The organism is Micromonospora sp. NPDC050276, assembly GCF_044459545.1.
Classification (GTDB): domain Bacteria; phylum Actinomycetota; class Actinomycetes; order Mycobacteriales; family Micromonosporaceae; genus Micromonospora.
Window position 1 is genome coordinate 92,666 of the sequence record NZ_JBITJA010000010.1, and the last position, 17,498, is coordinate 110,163.

The window sequence follows — 17,498 nt, forward strand, 5'->3', positions numbered from 1 at the left end:
TGCTGCGGTGCTGCGGTGCTGCCGGCCTGCTGGGTTGCTGGCCTGCTGTGCCGCTGATCTGTTGCGGCCTTCTGGGCGTGGCGGGAGCGCACGCGGAGCGGTGGCGGATGGGTTAGATCCTGTGTCGCGGAGCGCCGAGGTGTCGCCGTACCGGTAGATCGGACCGCCGGGCACGACAAGCCTGGTCATTGGGCGCTGGGCCGCTGGGCCGCACCGGTGGGCTGCGGTGCCGCTGGCCGTTGGGCGGCAGCGCCGCTGGGCCGCTGGGCCGCAGTGCCGCTGGACTGCGGTGCCCCTGGGCGCTGTGCCGGTGGGCCGTTGGCCTGCCGGCCTGCCGGCCTGCTTGGCCGCCCACTGTTGGCGCGCAGGCGGCGGCCAGCCGTCTGGCTGGTCGTGGCGGCGGTCGTGGTGACGGGGCGGCGTTGGCGTTGCCGCCGATGTCAGCAGCGCCGGTGGTAGAGGTTGCGACGTGGTGTGCGCAGCGGGTCGAGCCAGCTGGGCGGTAGAAAGTCGGGTCGGTCGTCCGCCGCGATCCGGACCGTCCAGTCGCCGCGGTGGATGAACCGGTGGTGGTAGCCGCAGAGCAGCACCGCGTTGCCCAGCGCCGTCGCACCACCGTCGGCCCAGTGGCGAATGTGGTGACCGTCGCACCACCTCGGCGGCCGATCACAGCCAGGAAAGGCGCAACCGCCATCCCGAAGGACCAGCGCGCGCCGCAGCGGACCGGTGAAGAGCCGGCGTTGGCGACCAACGTCCAAGACCTGGCCGTTGCCGCCCAGCACTGCCGGCAGTACGCCGGCGTCGCAGGCCAGGCGGCGGACCGCCCCGGGGGTGAGGCGCGTGCCGGTCTCCAGCGTCCCGGCGCGTACGCCGTTGACCAGCTCGTCCAGCGACACGGTCACCACCAGCTGAGGACGATCGCCCCCGTTGTCGGGCAGCTGACCGGTGCGCAGCGCCAGTCGACAGACCTCGCCCAACGCGTCGGCGCGCCGCTGACCAGGACTGCGGTCATCGTGCTCACCGGCTGGGGCGCAGAGCGGATCTATCGCCTCGCGCAGCAGGCTCGCGGTTTCGGTGTCGAGGTTGCCGCTGAGGCGTACCTGCCCGTTTTGCTGCTCGGAGAGCGTGACATGCCGGCGGGCCTCGGCCCGCTCGGTGGCCCGTTCCAGAGCCTTCAGCTCAGCCTGGTCGGCCAGCTCCGGGGCGACGTGCGTGAGGACGCGTTCGCCGAGCCGGCTCAAACTCGTCGGATCGAAACGGTCGGCCCAGGCGACCAGCAGTTGAGTGGCCTTGTCCGCCACTGCGGGGCCGGCTTCCGCCGGGAGCGCGGCGATCGTCTCGGCCACCACCCGACCCTGCTCGACGGTGATCGCACCGCTGAGCAGCGCTTCGCGCACTGCTGGCGGGGCAGCGTCGATGGTGGCGGCGAGCTGAACCAGCTGGCGCGCACTGCGACCGGAGAGCCGGAGCCGATCCCGCAGCCAGACGGCTGTGGACGAGGCGCCCTGGGCAACCGCCACCCCGCGAGCGTCCAACTCGCGGACCAGACCGAGTTGAACGGCGGCCAACCGCTGCGCCAGCACCTGAGTCGCGTCGAGGGAAGCAAGCAGCTCGCCGTCGGAGAGCCCCCAGAGCGCAGTCTCGGCGCAGTCGTCGACCGCACCGCCCACCTGCTCCAACGCTCTCAACATGACGACAGAATAGAACTGATGTACGACACTTTTAGTTGGCGTTGATCGATTAATGGAGACGGGTTTCGTCGATCGCTGCGGGCCGTCCACCTTGCGCCAGTGGGTCCGCGTCGAGGTGTCCTACGGACTGATCAAGCCGGCTACCGACCCGCCTGCCTGTGGCGGGCGGCGCGCCGAGGCGAGCCGCGCCCGCCAGGTCGACGGCCGTGCCAGGTCGACCGCTGTGTAGGTGCCAGGTCGATCGCCGTGCCCCGGTTGGCCGCCGTGCCAGGTTGGCCGCTGTGTAGGCCGCCGCCGAGGCAAAACGCGCCGCCCGGCGCAGCGGCCCATCCACCTGCCTTCCGGACGGCGATTGTTGGCGTGGCCGACGCGCGGTGGTCCGAGCGGGACGTGGGGGTGATGGCAGGTTGGCGGGCCTGCCGGGATCATGGGCCTATGACCGAGGCCCGCCCCGATCCGCCCCGGATGACGATCAGTGACCCGCAGGTGATGCGGGCGCTGGCTCATCCGGCTCGGATCGCGATCATGGAATACCTGAGCAGCGGCGAGAACGGTGGCACCGCCACCGAGTGCGCGGAGATCGTCGGGCTGTCGCCGAGTGCGACCAGCTACCACCTCCGGGCCCTGGCCAAGTTCGGCCTGGTCGAGCAGGCGCCAAGCAGGGGGGATGCCCGCGAGCGGGTATGGCGCGTGCCGAGTGCGAGTTGGATGGTCGACGCGGGGCGTGCGGCCGGGCCGGCGGCGCGTGCGGCCGAGCAGGCGTTGGTGGAGGCGCACGCGGTCCGGGCCATGGAACGGATTCGGGACTGGTCGCGGCGGGCCGGGGACGAGCCCGCCGAGTGGTACGACAACGCGCTGTTCAACGACACGCTGCTGCTGCTCACTGCCGAGGAGTTGGCCGAGCTGAACGCGGCGGTCCTGGCGCTGATCCGGCCGTACCACCCGCGACGCCGGCAGGGTGACGTGCCGCCGGGGGCGCGCACTGTCGCTGTGCAGTACCGGACGGTGCCGCTGGCATAGCTGAGCTTGCATGAACCAGTTGTGAAGGATTCTTTTCGAAGCATGTCCTTCGCAACTGGGGAATCGCGTTGGTCGGATGTCTGGCTCTCGGCCGCCGCGCGGGGCACCACGATCTGTGGCGACTTCCTGGCCGCGACCGCTCTGGCGCTGGCCTTGCAGGGTGCCGGCGCCGGGGGGTTGGCCGTTTCGGGGCTGCTGCTTGCCGCAACCCTGCCCCTGGTGGTGCTCGCCCCGCTCGCGGGCCGACTCGCCGACCGGGCGGACAGCCGTACCCTGCTGGTGGCCGTCGGCGTCGTGCAGGCCGCGGTCTGCGCGCTCCTCGCCGTCGTCGAGCAACCGGTCCTGGTGGTCGGGCTCGTCGCGCTGCTGGCCTGCGGGCTCGCGGTGACTCAACCCTGCCTGGCGGCACTGCTGCCGGCGATGGTCCGACCAGCCGACCTGCCGAGGGCAAGCGCGATCAGTCAGACCGCCGTCTCGCTCGGCGCGCTCGGCGGCCCGGTGCTGGCCGGCCTGTTGGTGGGGCAGTTCGGCACCCGCGTACCGCTGCTCATCGATGCCGCGACCTACCTGGCGCTCGTGGTCGCGGGCCTGCTGCTGCGGACCCGACGCGGCGGCCGGCGGCCCGACAGCCGGGCCGCCGGGAGCAGCCGGACCGCCGGGAGTAGCCGGGCCGTCGTGATCAGCCAGGCCGTGCCGGGCGGCGTGGCGACTCCCGGGGGTACGCAGCTCGACTGGCGGTTGCGACGCGACCCGCTGATGCTCGTCATGGTGGTGAGCACCGCCGTGGTGATCGCGGCGATCGGCGGGATCAATGTGATCGAGGTCTTCTTCATCCGGGAGGCGTTGGACGGTTCGCCCACCACGTACGGCCTGGTCAGTGCCGCGTGGATGGCCGGCATGCTGCCAGGTGGCTGGCTCGCCGCCCGACTGGCCAAGCGGCTCGACGACGACGGCGCCTTGGTGCGTGGGGTGCTGGCCACCCTGGCCGTGTGCAGCCTGATGGTGTTGCTCGCGGCGACGGTACCGGCGGCGGGTGTGCTGGTGCCGCTCTGGCTGGTGGGCGGCGCGGCCAACGGCGGCGACAACGTCTTCGCCAACCTGCTCACCGCCCGGAGGGTGCCGGAAGCGATGCGCGCTCGGGCGTACGCCAGCTATGGCGCGGCGGTACAGGGTGGTTCGATGGCTGGTTTCCTGATCGGCGGCGCGTTGCTCGCGGCCGTGCCACCTCGGCCACTGATCGCCGGTGCCGGTCTGGTCGGGGTGCTGGTGGTGCTGGTCTTCGTGCCGGTCGTGACCCGGGTGGTACGACGGTCGTCGCTGGTCGACCCGAACGAAGCCCGGCCGGGGCCGGCGGCCAGGTCGGTCGAGGCACCGACGGGCAGCCGGGTCAGCTGACCAGCAGCCGGGTCAGGTGCGGGCTTGGCCACTCCGGGCCGGCCCGCCGAGCCGAAGCCGGACACCGGGGATACCGTCGGGCCATGGCTGAGCGCATCGCACGCCCGCGGGTCGGGCACATCCAGTTCCTGAACTGCCTGCCGATCTACTGGGGTCTGATGCGCTCCGGTGCCCTGCTCGACGTCGACCTGCACAAGGACTCGCCGGACCGGCTGAGCGCGGCACTGGTCGCCGGCGACCTCGACATCGGCCCGATCACGCTGCTGGAGTACCTGAAGCACGCCGACGAGTTGCTGCTCCTGCCGGACCTGGCGGTGGGCAGCGACGGGCCGGTGCTCTCGGTCAACATGGTCTCCACCCGACCCCTCGCCGAGTTGGACGGCGCGCGGGTGGCGCTCGGCTCGACCTCGCGCACCGGGGTGATGCTGGCGCAGTTGCTGCTCGCCGAGCGGTACGACGTGCGCCCCGACTACTTCCGCTGCCCGCCGGATCTGACCCAGATGCTGCTGGAGGCCGACGCCGCGGTGTTGATCGGGGACGTCGCGCTGCGGGCGTACTACGAGGCGCCGCAGAAGGGCCTCACCGTCACCGACCTCGGGCAGGCGTGGCGGGAGTGGACCGGACTGCCGATGGTCTTCGCCGTCTGGGCGGTCCGCCGCGACTTCGCCGCCGCCCACCCGGGTTTGGTCAAGGAGGTGCACGAGGCTTTCCTGCGCTCGCGCGACCTGTGCCTGGCGGAGCTGGACCAGGTCGCCGAGGCGGCGGCCCGCTGGGAGACGTTCGACGCGGCGACGCTGGCCACGTACTTCCGGACTCTCGACTTCTCGCTGGGCGACCGGCAGGTCGCCGGGCTGCGCGAGTGGGCCCGGCGGGCCGCCGCCATCGGCGAGGCCCCGGCACTGCCGGACGGCGGCCCGGAGTTCTTCGCCGGCTGACCGCTGCCGGCGGCTCAGGTGCCGGGGCGGAGCAGCGCCTCCGTGATCTTCTCGCAGTTCTTCATGCCGTAGTCGTAGCCCATGTTGATCGGGTACTTGACCATCACGCCCATCGTCCAGGTGTCGCCGATGGCCAGGCAGTTGATGTGCATCTCCTGCTCCCTGGTCCGGTCGATCCACCCGTTCTTGATGGCGATCTGCTTCTGCTCGGCGGCCGGGAATGCCTTGCGGATACCGAAGTCTCCCGCGCCGCGAACCAGCTTCATCTCGTTGAGCAGCCACTTGGTCCACTTCGGCCCGGCGGCCGTGCCGGTGGCGATGCAGTTGCCCATCCGGGCGGTGTCCCGAGGGGAGAGTGCCGTCCGGCTCCAGCCGCCGTCGGGGGCGACGCTGCTGTCGGTCAGCTTGCACATGGAGATCAGCCGCTTGATCGAGGCGTCCCGGCCGACCAGGTTGTAGAACTGCTCGGCCCGGGTGTTGTCGCTGTCCCGGATGATCCGCGTGGCGTCGGCGAGCTTCGCGTCGCTCGGGGTCTGGCCGGCGTCAGCCGCGCGACGAAGGTAGTCGGCGACGATCCAGGACTTGATCATCGAGGCGGTCGTGCTGGTCTCGCCCATGTTCTTGGAGCCGATGATCTTTCCGGTTCGGCGGTCCAGGACGCTCCACGAGTACCAGCCCTCGATGTCCAGGTTGAGGTCCTTGGCCACGAACGGCAGCGGCTCCAGCGACGGGCTGGGGCTCGGTGACGGCGAGGACGGCTGGCGGGCGCTGCGGTCGGTGCCCGCCCCGGTGGGACGGTCGCTCGTGCTGGAACCGGCGTCACCCCACTTGGCCGCGGCGGGGGACTCGAACGGTGAGCCGGGCAGCAGCCGCAGCGACACCAGCACCAGCCCGATCAGGATGACCGCGATGGCGATCAACCGAAGCGGTGACGCCTCGCCGCCGCCGCGCCGGTCCTGCCGACGGTTGCCGGCCATCAGAGCTTCCCGACCGGCTGCTGCGGCACCTTGAGCGCGGCGCCCGGCTGCGGGGTCACCAGTTGGGTGGCCACACTGGCGCAGACCTTCGCGCCGTAGTCCAGACCCGTTCTGATCGGGTAGCGCAGCATCACCGCGAGGCTCCACTTGCCGGTGACGGCGAGGCAGTTGACGTGCCAGTTGCCGTCGCCGTAGATGGGGGTCCAGCCGTTCTTGATGCTGACCGGGCCCTGGGCGGTAATGGACTTCGGTAGGCCGTCGATGATCCCCCAGCGGCCACCACCGGACGAGGCCTTCTGGTCCTTGGCCGCGGTGGTGCCCGTGACCTTGCTCATCTGGTCCAGCACCCATTTCGTCCACTTCGGGCCGGCGGCCTTGCCGTCGGCGATGCAGTCGCCGACCCGGACCGCGTCCCGGGGAGACATCCGGGTGAAGCTCCAGTAGCCCTCGTACTTCGGTACGTTGCCGCGCTTGGTGTCGGTCAGCCCGCAAATCTTGATCGCCCGCTGGATGACCGGACTGGGCTGCCCGTTCGGCAGTACCCGGTACGAGCCCCCGGCGGCGGCGTAGACCTCGTTGGCGGCCTTGTCGTTGCTGTCGACGATGGCGAGCCGCGCGGCCTCCTTCAACGTCGCGGTCGGCTGCTTGTCACCGAGCTGCCGCAGGTAGTCGGAGACGATCCACGCCTTGATCATCGACTCGGTGGAGCTGGTCGCGGTCATGTTCGGCGACCCGGAGATCTTGCCCGTCTTACGGTCCAGCAGAGCCCACGAGAAGAACTCACCCTTGAAGCTCACCGACACTGGACCGGCCGCCAGGGTGGGCGGTGGCGGAGGGGTGGGTGCGGGCGCGGCGACGCTCGACGAACCGCCTCCGCCGCCTCCGCTGCTGTCGTCGCTGGCAAGTCGGGCGTACGCGGTGGGGACCAGTAGGACGCCGCCGAGCACGACCGCCGTGATGGCGAGCACCAGGGTCACGCGAGATCGCATGAGTGGGTGAGCTCCAGGTGTCAGGGCCGGGGGGACCGGCTTGTCGTCGGGACGAATCGGGTGCGATCGCCGAGGCCGGGGGAGGTGGCCTCGGTGGAGATGTCGATGCGTGGCACTCGATCGGTTGTCCGGCAGAAGTCTACGTCCGGACCGGCCAGACGCCAGGACTCGACACTAGGCAACCTGCGATAAAGGCGGGATATGGGGCCGGTATGAGGTTCTTGTGGGGATTCACCTTTGTTTCGTGGCCTAAGTCACGGCGAGATGGCGACGTCCAGGTAGCGCAAAGCGCTCATCCGGTTACAGATGGGGCGTCCGCTTTCCTGTTACACCCCCTGGTGCAACGCGGCGCAAGCTGTAACACTTAGCCTCATGTATGGCAACGACTTCTCCGCCCCGAACGGTCCCTCGGAAGAGGCGCCCGGCGGCCTGCTGGGCGAGGTCGAGGCCGCCGAGGCCGAGCTGCGGGCGGCGGCTGCGCGCGGACGGCGTGGTGGACCCGGGCCGGACGAGGACCTGGCGGCGTACTTCACCGAGGTGGTCGACGCCGAGCAGAAGATCGAGCCGCGAGACTGGATGCCCGACGCGTACCGCCGGACCCTGATCCGGCAGATCGCCCAGCACGCCCACTCCGAGATCATCGGCATGCAGCCGGAGGGCAACTGGATCAGTCGGGCGCCGTCGCTCAAGCGCAAGGCGATCCTGCTGGCCAAGGTGCAGGACGAGGCGGGCCACGGCCTCTACCTCTACGCCGCCGCCGAGACCCTCGGCATCAGCCGCGACGAGCTGGTCCAGTTGCTGCTCGACGGCCGGCAGAAGTACAGCTCGATCTTCAACTACCCCACCCTGAGCTGGGCCGACGTGGGTGCGATCGGGTGGCTGGTGGACGGTGCGGCGATCGTCAACCAGGTGCCGCTCTGCCGCTGCTCCTACGGCCCGTACGCGCGGGCGATGATCCGGGTCTGCAAGGAGGAGTCGTTCCACCAGCGTCAGGGCTACGAGATCCTGCACACCCTGGCGCACGGCACCCCCGGACAACAGGCGATGGCCCAGGACGCGGTGGATCGTTGGTGGTACCCGTCGCTGGCCATGTTCGGCCCGCCGGACGGCGACTCCACGCACTCCGCCCAGTCGATGGCCTGGAAGATCAAGCGCTTCTCGAACGACGAGCTGCGGCAACGCTTCGTGGACATGTGCGTTCAGCAGGCCGAGATCCTCGGGCTGCGCATCCCCGACGACGACCTGCGCTGGAACGAGGAGCGGCAGGCGTACGACTACACCCAGCCGGACTACGACGAGCTGATGCGGGTGATCTCCGGCGACGGGCCGTGCAACCGCGAGCGGATGGCCCACCGCCGGGCCGCGCACACCGACGGCAGCTGGGTACGCGAGGCCGCCGCGGCGTACGCCGCGAAGCGGGCGGGACAGAAGGAGACGGTGGCCGCGTGAGCGAGCGTAGCGAGCAAGCCGAGCAACCCAGCATGACGAGTCATTCGCCGTTGTGGGAGGTCTTCGTGCGGGCCCGGCGCGGGCTGTCGCACACGCACGTGGGCAGCCTGCACGCCCCCGACGCCGAGCTTGCCCTGCGCAACGCCCGCGATCTCTACACCCGCCGCCAGGAGGGGGTGTCGATCTGGGTGGTGCCGGCCGGCGCGATCACCGCGTCCAGCCCGGACGAGAAGGACGCCTTCTTCGACCCGGCCGCCGACAAGGTCTACCGCCACCCCACCTTCTACCAGGTGCCGGATGGGGTGGCACACCTGTGAACGGGCCCTTCGCCTTCACCCTCGCCCTCGGCGACGACGCCCTGATCGCGGCCCAGCGGCTGGCCGAGTGGACCACCCGCGCCCCCGAGATGGAAGAGGACATCGCGCTGGCCAACATCGCCCTCGACCAGCTTGGCGCGGCGCGCCTGCTGCTGTCGTACGCGGGTGAGCTGGAGGGCGCCGGCCGCGACGAGGACGCGTTGGCGTACCTGCGCGACGACCGCGAGTTCCGCAACGCACTCCTGGTCGAGCTGCCCAATGGCGACTTCGCGGTGACGATGGCGAAGCTGTTCTTCCTGGCGGCGTACCAGTTGCCGCTGTACACGGCGCTGGCCGGCTGCGCCGACGAGCGGTTGGCCGCGATCGGCGCGAAGGCGCGCAAGGAGTCGGCGTACCACCTGGACCACGGCGCGCTGTGGGTGAAGCGGCTCGGTGACGGCACCGAGGAGTCGCACCGTCGGATGCAGTCGGCCGTCGACGAGGTGTGGCCGTACACCCATGAGCTGTTCGCCGCGGACCCGGCGGCGCCGGTCGACCCGGCTACCCTGCGGCCCGCGTTCGACGAGGTCGTCGGCCCGGTGCTGACCGAGGCGACGCTCACCCAGCCGGCCAGTGCCTGGGTCCCGGCCGGCGGGCGGGCCGGTGTGCACACCGAGCACCTGGCCTACCTGCTCGCCGAGATGCAGGTGTTGCACCGCGCCCACCCCGGAGCGCACTGGTGAGCGCGAAAAGTGCAAGCCCGGCAGTCGCGAACGGCACCGACGGGGCGAGCGCTTGGGAGGCCGTCGCGAGCGTCGTGGACCCGGAGATCCGGGTCATCACCATCGACGAGCTGGGCATCCTGCGGGCGGTCGAGGAGGACCCGACCAGCGGGCGGGTCACCGTCACCATCACCCCGACCTACACCGGCTGCCCGGCGATGGACGTGATCCGGGCCGACATCCGCCGTGCGCTCGCCGCCGCCGGCCACCCGGACGCGCAGGTGCAGACCGTCTACAGCCCACCGTGGAGCACCGACTGGATCTCCGCGGGTGGGCGGGCGAAGCTCGCCGCCGCCGGGATCGCCCCGCCGGCCCCGGTGCGCGCCGCCGGCGCCGTGTCGTTGACCCTCGCGGTCCGTTGTCCGCAGTGCGGCTCGCCGGACACCGAGCAGGTCAGTCGGTTCGGCTCCACCGCGTGCAAGGCGCTGTGGCGGTGCCGCTCCTGCTCCGAACCCTTCGATCACCTGAAGGCCCTGTGACTGTCACGATCACCCGCCCGGTCCGCCGCCGGCCGGTCTTCCACCCGCTGTCCGTCGCCGCCGTCGACCGGCTCACCGACGACTCCGTGGCGGTGACCTTCGCCGTACCCGAGGAATTGCGGGAAACCTTCGCGTTCCGCGCGGGCCAGCACCTCACCGTGCGGCGAGCCGCGGAGGACGGCGCGGACGTGCGCCGGTCGTACTCGATCTGCTCCACCCCCGACGACCTCGCCCGGCACGGGCGGCTGCGGATCGGGGTGCGGGAGATCCCCGGCGGCGCCTTCTCGGCGTTCGCCTGCGGGGCGTTGCGCGGTGGCGACACGGTCGAGGTGCTGCCGCCGCTGGGCACCTTCACCACGGCGTTCGCGCCGGACCGGGTGCGGCACTACGGCGCGGTCGTCGCCGGATCCGGCATCACGCCGGTGCTCGCGCTGGTCGCGACGGCCCTGGCCGTCGAGCCGGCCAGCACCTTCACCCTGGTGTACGGCAACCGCACGGCGAACACGGTGATGTTCGCCGAGGAGCTGGCCGACCTGAAGGACCGCTATCCCACCCGGCTGCACCTGGTGCACGTGCTGTCCCGGGAGCAGGGCGAGTCGCCGCTGCTCTCCGGTCGGATCGACGCCGAACGGCTGAGCCGGCTGCTGGACACGATCGTCCCGGGCGAGGTCATCGAGGAGTGGTTCCTCTGCGGCCCGTACGGCATGGTGGTCGACGTCCGGGACGTGCTGACCGGGCGTGGGCTGCCCGAATCGGCGGTGCGTACCGAACTGTTCCACGTCGACGCGCCGCCGGAGCCGATGCGCCGCCCCGCCGACCAGGCGGGTGCCGGAGCCGACGTCACCATCGTGCTGGACGGCCGGTCGTCGAGCTTCACCATGGGGCGCGAGGAGCGGGTGTTGGACGCCGCGTTGAAGGTGCGCGGCGAGTTGCCGTACGCCTGCAAGGGTGGCGTCTGCTCGACCTGTAAGGCGAAGGTCGTGGACGGCGCGGTCACGATGGCCCGCAACTACGCGCTGGAGCCCGACGAGCTGGCCGCTGGCTACGTGCTGACCTGCCAGTCCAGCCCGACCACGGACAAGCTCACGGTCGACTACGACGCCTGACCGCGACGCCCGAGCCGCGGGTGTGCGGAGCGAGTCACAGCCCCGAGCACCCCTCCGGGCAGGGGCGCGTCGTCGGCGTAGGCTCGGGGTGTGACGGTGAGCCGGGAGATCGACGACATCCTGCAGCGCGGCGCGGACGGCGGGCGGATCACGCCCGAGGAGGCGCTGCTGCTCTACACCGAGGCGCCCTTCCACGCGCTCGGCGAGGCGGCGGATTCGGTGCGCCGGCGGCGCTACCCGGACAACGTCGTCACGTACCTGATCGATCGCAACATCAACTACACCAACGTCTGCGTGACGGCGTGCAAGTTCTGCGCGTTCTACCGGGCGCCCAAGCACAAGGAAGGGTGGACCCACCCGACCGAGGAGATCCTGCGCCGGTGCGGCGAGGCGGTCGAGCTGGGCGCGACCCAGGTGATGCTCCAGGGCGGGCACCACCCGGACTACGGCGTGGAGTACTACGAGGAGCTGTTCTCCTCGGTTAAGCAGGCGTACCCGCAGCTGGTCATCCACTCGATCGGCCCGAGCGAGATCCTGCACATGGCCAAGGTCTCCGGGGTGAGCCTGGACGAGGCCATCGCCCGGATCAAGACCGCCGGCCTGGACTCGATCGCCGGCGCCGGCGCGGAGATGCTGCCCGAGCGGCCCCGCAAGGCCATCGCGCCGCTGAAGGAGTCGGGCGAGCGCTGGCTGGAGGTCATGGAGCTGGCCCACCGGCAGGGCATCGAGTCGACCGCCACGATGATGATGGGCACCGGCGAGACGCACGCCGAGCGGATCGAGCACCTGCGCATGATCCGGGATGTGCAAGACCGCACCCGGGGTTTCCGGTCCTTCATCCCGTGGACGTACCAGCCGGAGAACAACCACCTGAAGGGCCGCACCCAGGCGACGACGCTGGAATACCTGCGACTGGTCGCGGTGGCCCGGCTCTTCTTCGAGACCGTGCCGCACCTGCAGGCGTCCTGGCTGACGACCGGCAAGGACGTCGGGCAGCTCGCGCTGCACATGGGCGTGGACGACCTCGGCTCGATCATGCTGGAGGAGAACGTCATCTCCTCCGCCGGTGCCCGGCACCGCTCCAACCTGCACGAGCTGATCGGCATGATCCGCTCGGCGGACCGGATCCCCGCGCAGCGCGACACCCTCTACAACCGGCTCGCCGTGCACCACACCCCGGCCGATGACCCGACCGACGAGCGGGTGGTCTCGCACTTCTCCTCGATCGCGCTGCCCGGCGGCGGCGCGGGCCGATCCCTGCCCCTGGTCGACGTCAGCTGACGGTCGACGCCCGGCCGTTCGGCTGACCGCCGCTCATGCTCCCGCCGGCTCACCCCGGCGGTACGGGTGGTCCCCGTCGTCACAGCGTCAGGCTGTCCGGTGCGGGGCTGGTGGAGATGATCGTCGGCGGCTAGCGTCCCGGCTCATATCCGTCACGACCGTCGACGGACAGGGCTGTCCTCCATCGGCCCGTTGCGGGTCGTTCATATAACGCACGGCGGTACGGGCGGGATGGGTGACCATCCCGCCCGTACTGTCTGCCCAGCTCGGGCCGGACGGATGAAAACGGGTCCGCATGCTGGCGTGGAAGATCGGCCTTCGATAGCGTCCGCTCGTTCCGCAACCATTCTTTCTTCCCTACCCCCGGGGGACTGATGACAGCGTTCCACCGCTCGACGCTGGTGCGCGCCAGTGTCGTGGCGCTGCTCGCGGCCGGTGGCATCGCCGCCGTGGCCGCCCCAGTGCTGGCGGCCGAGCAGGCCGATCTGGCCCTGGTGCCGCTCAGCTACCACCTGGCCAAGGGTGTCACGGAGGCCAAGAGCAAGCCGTTCAAGTTCACGGTCGACAACACCCGCAGCGAGGAAGACGCCAAGGGTGTCAGCTACACCGTGGACACCAGCAAACTGAAGATGAACAAGGTCCGGGTCGTGGTGCCCGACGGCTGCCGGGTGAACGGCAAGAAGTTCACCTGCCGCCTCGGCGACCTGCCCGCCGGCACCAGTGAGGACTTCGGTATCCCGATCTTCTCCACCGGTGGTAAGGGCGCCGCGGGCACTCTGGTGGTCACCATCCGCTCCGCCACCGAGGACCCCAACAAGGAAGACAACAAGGTCGAGCACGACATCACCGTCACCGAGCCCGGGTACGACCTGACCAGCTGGGTGCAGGACGTCAACGCGAACGTCGTCGTGAACGGCGTCAGCGGGGACGACCCCGACCTTCGGCCGGTGCGGCCGGGCGAGACGGTGCCGGTCGACTGGGCGGTCTACAACGACGGCAGCCGCAAGGCCACCGGCCTCGCCTACGTGCTCACCCTCCCGCCGGGCGTCACCTTCGACACCCTGCCGGTCACCTGCACCGCGCAGACCTTCGGCGTCGCCCAGGCGCTCTGTCAGGACGACGGCGCGGTGATCCGGCCCGGCGACTACTACACGGCGGACATCAAGGTGACCGTCGGCAAGGATGTCACCGAGCAGGTGCTGCGGGTCGGAGAACTGGTGGCGCACGGTCTGGACGCGGCCGCCGGCAAGCCCGAGAAGCAGTCCGCGCGGGCCAGCAGCGCTCAGCGCAAGACCTTCACCGAGGTGGACGAGGGCGACAACCAGGCGATCTTCGACGTCTTCGTCGACCTGGCCGTGGACCCGACCCCGACGCCCACGCCGACGGTGACGCCGACGCCAACGCCAACGCCGACGGTGACGCCGACTCCGACGGAGACGCCCACTCCGACTCCGACGGCTACCCCGACGGAGACGCCGACCCCGACGCCGACAGTGACTCCGACGGAGACGCCCACTCCGACTCCGACGGTGACTCCGACGGAGACGCCGACTCCGACTCCGACGGTGACTCCGACGGAGACGCCGACTCCGACGCCGACGGTGACTCCGACGGAGACGCCGACCCCGACGCCGACGGCTACCCCGACGCCCACGCCGACGGTCACTCCGACCCCGACGCCGACGGCAACCCCGACGCCCACGCCGACCGTTACGGCAACGCCGACCCCGACGCAGACGCCGACCGCGACGGCTACCCCGACGCCGGCCCCGAGCGGTACGACGACGCCGGGCACGACCGTCTCGCCGGGTGCCGGTGGTGGCTCCGACGGTGGCGGCTCGGGCGGTGGCGGCCTGCCGGTGACCGGTGTGCAGGTCGGCCTGATCGGCGGCATCGGCGTGATCATCCTGCTCGTGGGTGGGGCGCTGTTGGTGCTCTCCCGCCGACGCAAGGTCGTCCTGGTCTCCCCGACCGACGAGAAGTCGACCGACTGACGCAGGTGAACGGCACGACGGGAAGGGGCGGGGTGGGCGACCACCCTGCCCCTTCCCGTACCGAGTGCGAGTCGTCACCACCCAGCGCGCGTCGGTTGGCCGGCGGCTGGCAGAGTGGAGGGGTGAGCCGTACCCCGCAGGGCCAGCGAGCCAGCCTGGACAAGCAGCCGCACGAGGTCGCCGCGATGTTCGACGGCGTGGCGGAGCGTTACGACCTGACCAACACCGTGATCTCGCTGGGTCAGGACCGCTCCTGGCGCCGGGCCACCCGAGCGGCGCTCGGGCTGCGGCCGGGCGAGCGGGTGCTGGACGTGGGCGCGGGCACCGGCGTCTCGACGCGCGAGCTGGCCCAGTCCGGGGCGTACGCGGTCGGGGTCGACCTGTCGCTGGGCATGCTGTACGCGGGCAAGCGGTCCCGCCCCGAGGTGCCGCTGCTGGCCGGGGACGCGCTGCGGCTGCCGTTCGCCGACGCCAGCTTCGACGCGGTGACCATCTCCTTCGCGCTGCGCAACGTCAACGACACCGACGCGGCCTTGCGTGAGCTGGCCCGGGTGACCCGGCCGGGCGGTCGGCTGGTGGTCTGCGAGTTCAGCACCCCGGTCAACCCGGTCTTCCGGACCGTCTACCTGTCGTACCTGATGCGGTCGTTGCCGGTGGTGGCCCGCACGGTGTCGAGCAACCCCGAGGCGTACGTCTATCTGGCCGAGTCGGTTCGGGCCTGGCCGGCGCAGTCCGCGCTGGCCGGGCGGGTGGCCGCCGCCGGGTGGGGTCGAGTGGCGTGGCGCAATCTGACCGGTGGCGTGGTGGCGCTGCACCGGGGGATCCGCGAGTAGCGGACGGCTCGCGCCAGCTCGTCCACCGGACAGGCCCGGCGGATCCGCGCAGCACGGACATTATTCAGGTTTCGTGAATATCGGCTTTTAGTCCACTTTGCCCCGTAGGCTCGATCGCATGACCGGAGCAGACCCGGCGGACCCGGTGGCCGCCACCGACGACGACGCGGCCGAACTCATCGCGCAGTTGCGCGAGTTGGCCGGGGCCGACCCGGTGGAGGTCCGGCAGGTGGTCGCCGAGGTGTTGGCGGCGCTGGACCGGGCGGCGGGTGGTGCGCTCCGTGAGCATCTGCCGGAGACCATTCGCGTCGATGCGGGCCTGGACGCCTCCAGCCCGGCCTGACACCTGACCGCTGTGGACGATCGTCGACTGTCACATCGGCGAGTTAGGTACCCCTGATCCTGCGCTGGTATGACGCCGGTCATACACTCGTCCCGTCTGGCTTGTGAAGCATTTCACGAGCGTGCGGGAGGAGGCGCGAATGACCGCGGTGGAACACGACGCCGACGTCATTGTCGTGGGCGCCGGTCCCGGTGGATCAGCGACTGCGTACCACCTGGCCCGGCACGGCGTACGGGTGCTGTTGTTGGAGAAGACCGAGTTCCCGCGGGAGAAGGTCTGCGGCGACGGGTTGACCCCGCGCGCGGTGCGCCAGCTCATCCGGATGGGTGTGGACACCTCGCCCGAGGCGGGCTGGCTGCACAATCGCGGCCTGCGGGTCATCGGCGGTGGCGTACGCCTCGAACTGGACTGGCCGGAGCTCGCCAGCTTCCCCAACTACGGTCTGGTGCGAACGCGACTGGACTTCGACGACCTGCTCGCCCAGCGGGCGGTGGCCGCCGGCGCCAAGCTGCGGACCAACGTCAACGTCCTGGGCCCGGTGCTGGACGACGACGGCCGCGTCGTCGGCGTCGAGGCGGAGGTCGGGCCGGGCAAGGAGCCCACCACCTTCCACGCCCCGCTGGTCGTCGCGGCGGACGGCGTCTCCGGCCGGTTCCCGCTCGCGCTCGGGCTGGCCAAGCGGGAGGACCGGCCGATCGGGGTGGCCGTCCGCCGCTACTACCGGTCGCCGGCCAAGCACGACGACAACTACCTGGAGTCCTGGCTGGAGTTGCGCAGCAAGGACAGCGGCGACAACCTGCTGCCCGGCTACGGCTGGATCTTCGGCCTCGGTGACGGGCGGGTCAACGTCGGCCTCGGGGTGCTCAACTCGTCCTCCGCGTTCGGCAAGACCAACTACCGCCGGCTGCTCACCGACTGGCTCGCCAACACCCCGGAAGACTGGGGGATGACCGACGAGACCAACGCCGACGGCCCGATTCTCGGTGCCGCGCTGCCGATGGGCTTCAACCGGGTGCCCCACTACACCCGCGGTGTGCTGCTGGTCGGCGACTCGGGCGGCATGGTCAACCCGTTCAACGGCGAGGGCATCGCGTACGCGATGGAGTCCGGCGAGCTGGCCGCCGAGGTCGCGGTCCAGGCCCTCGCCCGGCCGGCTGGCCCGGAGCGGGAGCGGGCCCTGATGGCGTACCCGAACGAGCTGAAGGCCCGGCTCGGCGGCTACTACCGGTTGGGCGGCATCTTCGTGAAACTGATCGGCCGCCCCGAGATCATGCGGATCGCCACCAAACACGGCATGCCGCACCCAACGCTGATGCGTTTCGTGCTCAAGCTGTTGGCCAACCTGACCGACCCGCGTGGCGGGGACGCGATGGACCGGGTCATCAACGCGATGACGAAGGCCGCGCCAGCCGTCTAGATGACTGGCGTCGTGGCTGGTCACGGCCCCGACGCTGACAAAGATCGACCCCCGCCGACTGCCACTGCGAGGGACGTGAATAGTGTGATTTTCGTCAAGCACCGAGGGCAGGGAAGGACGAGCAGGAGAAAACGATGTCGCTCTCGCCTTACGCACCGATCATCGGGCTGTTCGCCCTCGCCGCGGCGTTCTCGCTGTTTTCCGTTGGCGCCGCCCGCTTCGCCGGTCCCCGTCGCTACAACAAGGCCAAACTCGAGGCTTACGAGTGCGGCATCGAGCCCAGCCCGCAGCCGGTCGGCGGCGGGCGGTTCCCGATCAAGTTCTACCTGACGGCGATGCTCTTCATCGTCTTCGACATCGAGATCATCTTCCTCTACCCCTGGGCGGTCTCGTTCGACGCTCTGCCGATCTTCGGCTTCGTGGAGATGGTCCTGTTCATCGTCGCGGTCTTCGTTGCGTACGCCTACGTGTGGCGGCGCGGCGGCCTGGACTGGGACTGAGGAAGGAACGT

At 70.7% G+C, this 17,498-nt stretch carries 16 protein-coding genes and 1 pseudogene; 14 read left to right on the top strand and 3 right to left on the bottom strand.

Annotated elements, in window-relative coordinates; genetic code table 11:
• Positions 1-440: 440 nt before the first annotated feature.
• Complete coding sequence (locus tag ACIBF8_RS22580; protein ID WP_396785353.1) at positions 441-1,691, bottom strand: DUF222 domain-containing protein; 1,251 nt, start codon at positions 1,689-1,691, stop codon at positions 441-443.
• A 435-nt stretch (positions 1,692-2,126) separates the two neighbouring features.
• Here ACIBF8_RS22580 and ACIBF8_RS22585 point away from each other — a divergent pair, with 435 nt between their 5' ends.
• The 3 genes from ACIBF8_RS22585 to ACIBF8_RS22595 all read left to right on the top strand — a co-directional run bounded on the left by ACIBF8_RS22585 (position 2,127) and on the right by ACIBF8_RS22595 (position 5,041).
• Positions 2,127-2,711 carry an ArsR/SmtB family transcription factor gene (locus ACIBF8_RS22585; protein WP_396785355.1) on the top strand — a complete coding sequence of 195 codons (585 nt, stop codon included), beginning with the start codon at positions 2,127-2,129 and terminating at the stop codon, positions 2,709-2,711.
• Between the two features lie 42 nt (positions 2,712-2,753).
• Positions 2,754-4,106, top strand: coding sequence for an MFS transporter (locus ACIBF8_RS22590; RefSeq protein ID WP_396785357.1), 1,353 nt, complete (start codon positions 2,754-2,756; stop codon positions 4,104-4,106).
• Positions 4,107-4,189: 83 nt separating this feature from the next.
• Positions 4,190-5,041 (top strand): menaquinone biosynthetic enzyme MqnA/MqnD family protein, encoded by an 852-nt coding sequence (locus ACIBF8_RS22595; protein WP_396785358.1) that lies wholly within the window; start codon positions 4,190-4,192, stop codon positions 5,039-5,041.
• Between the two features lie 14 nt (positions 5,042-5,055).
• Here ACIBF8_RS22595 and ACIBF8_RS22600 read toward each other — a convergent pair whose 3' ends face one another.
• Together ACIBF8_RS22600 and ACIBF8_RS22605 are read right to left on the bottom strand one after the other, a co-directional pair.
• Entirely contained in the window at positions 5,056-6,018 is a 963-nt protein-coding gene (locus ACIBF8_RS22600) for a hypothetical protein (protein ID WP_396785360.1), read from the bottom strand.
• On the bottom strand, positions 6,018-7,007 hold the full coding sequence (locus ACIBF8_RS22605; protein ID WP_396785361.1) for a hypothetical protein: 990 nt from the start codon (positions 7,005-7,007) through the stop codon (positions 6,018-6,020). Before ACIBF8_RS22605 ends, ACIBF8_RS22600 begins: the two co-directional genes overlap by 1 nt.
• A gap of 372 nt (positions 7,008-7,379) precedes the next feature.
• Here ACIBF8_RS22605 and paaA point away from each other — a divergent pair, with 372 nt between their 5' ends.
• The 11 genes and pseudogenes from paaA (at position 7,380) to ACIBF8_RS22660 (ending at position 17,487) form a co-directional block, all read left to right on the top strand.
• Positions 7,380-8,456: a 1,2-phenylacetyl-CoA epoxidase subunit PaaA gene (paaA, locus tag ACIBF8_RS22610; protein ID WP_396785362.1), complete on the top strand. Its 1,077-nt coding sequence runs from the start codon at positions 7,380-7,382 to the stop codon at positions 8,454-8,456.
• Positions 8,453-8,773, top strand: coding sequence for a 1,2-phenylacetyl-CoA epoxidase subunit PaaB (gene paaB, locus ACIBF8_RS22615; RefSeq protein WP_396785363.1), 321 nt, complete (start codon positions 8,453-8,455; stop codon positions 8,771-8,773). Before paaA ends, paaB begins: the two co-directional genes overlap by 4 nt.
• Positions 8,770-9,495, top strand: coding sequence for a 1,2-phenylacetyl-CoA epoxidase subunit PaaC (gene paaC, locus ACIBF8_RS22620; protein WP_396785364.1), 726 nt, complete (start codon positions 8,770-8,772; stop codon positions 9,493-9,495). Before paaB ends, paaC begins: the two co-directional genes overlap by 4 nt.
• A complete protein-coding gene (gene paaD, locus ACIBF8_RS22625; protein WP_396785365.1) occupies positions 9,492-10,013 on the top strand; it encodes a 1,2-phenylacetyl-CoA epoxidase subunit PaaD in 522 nt (173 codons plus the stop codon). Before paaC ends, paaD begins: the two co-directional genes overlap by 4 nt.
• Positions 10,010-11,119: a 1,2-phenylacetyl-CoA epoxidase subunit PaaE gene (gene paaE, locus ACIBF8_RS22630; protein ID WP_396785366.1), complete on the top strand. Its 1,110-nt coding sequence runs from the start codon at positions 10,010-10,012 to the stop codon at positions 11,117-11,119. Before paaD ends, paaE begins: the two co-directional genes overlap by 4 nt.
• A 90-nt stretch (positions 11,120-11,209) precedes the next feature.
• Positions 11,210-12,400 (top strand): cyclic dehypoxanthinyl futalosine synthase, encoded by a 1,191-nt coding sequence (gene mqnC, locus ACIBF8_RS22635; protein ID WP_396785368.1) that lies wholly within the window; start codon positions 11,210-11,212, stop codon positions 12,398-12,400.
• Positions 12,401-12,774: 374 nt separating this feature from the next.
• A pseudogene (locus ACIBF8_RS22640) lies at positions 12,775-13,830 on the top strand (cell wall anchor protein); the annotation flags it as partial.
• 686 nt (positions 13,831-14,516) lie between these two features.
• On the top strand, positions 14,517-15,227 hold the full coding sequence (locus ACIBF8_RS22645) for a demethylmenaquinone methyltransferase (protein ID WP_396785370.1): 711 nt from the start codon (positions 14,517-14,519) through the stop codon (positions 15,225-15,227).
• 118 nt (positions 15,228-15,345) lie between these two features.
• The gene (locus ACIBF8_RS22650; RefSeq protein ID WP_030334118.1) at positions 15,346-15,570 is read left to right on the top strand and encodes a hypothetical protein; all 225 of its coding nucleotides are present in this window, start codon (positions 15,346-15,348) and stop codon (positions 15,568-15,570) included.
• A gap of 139 nt (positions 15,571-15,709) precedes the next feature.
• Positions 15,710-16,987 carry a geranylgeranyl reductase family protein gene (locus tag ACIBF8_RS22655; RefSeq protein WP_396785371.1) on the top strand — a complete coding sequence of 426 codons (1,278 nt, stop codon included), beginning with the start codon at positions 15,710-15,712 and terminating at the stop codon, positions 16,985-16,987.
• A 134-nt stretch (positions 16,988-17,121) separates the two neighbouring features.
• Entirely contained in the window at positions 17,122-17,487 is a 366-nt protein-coding gene (locus ACIBF8_RS22660; RefSeq protein ID WP_007454588.1) for an NADH-quinone oxidoreductase subunit A, read from the top strand.
• The last annotated feature ends 11 nt before the right edge of the window (positions 17,488-17,498 follow it).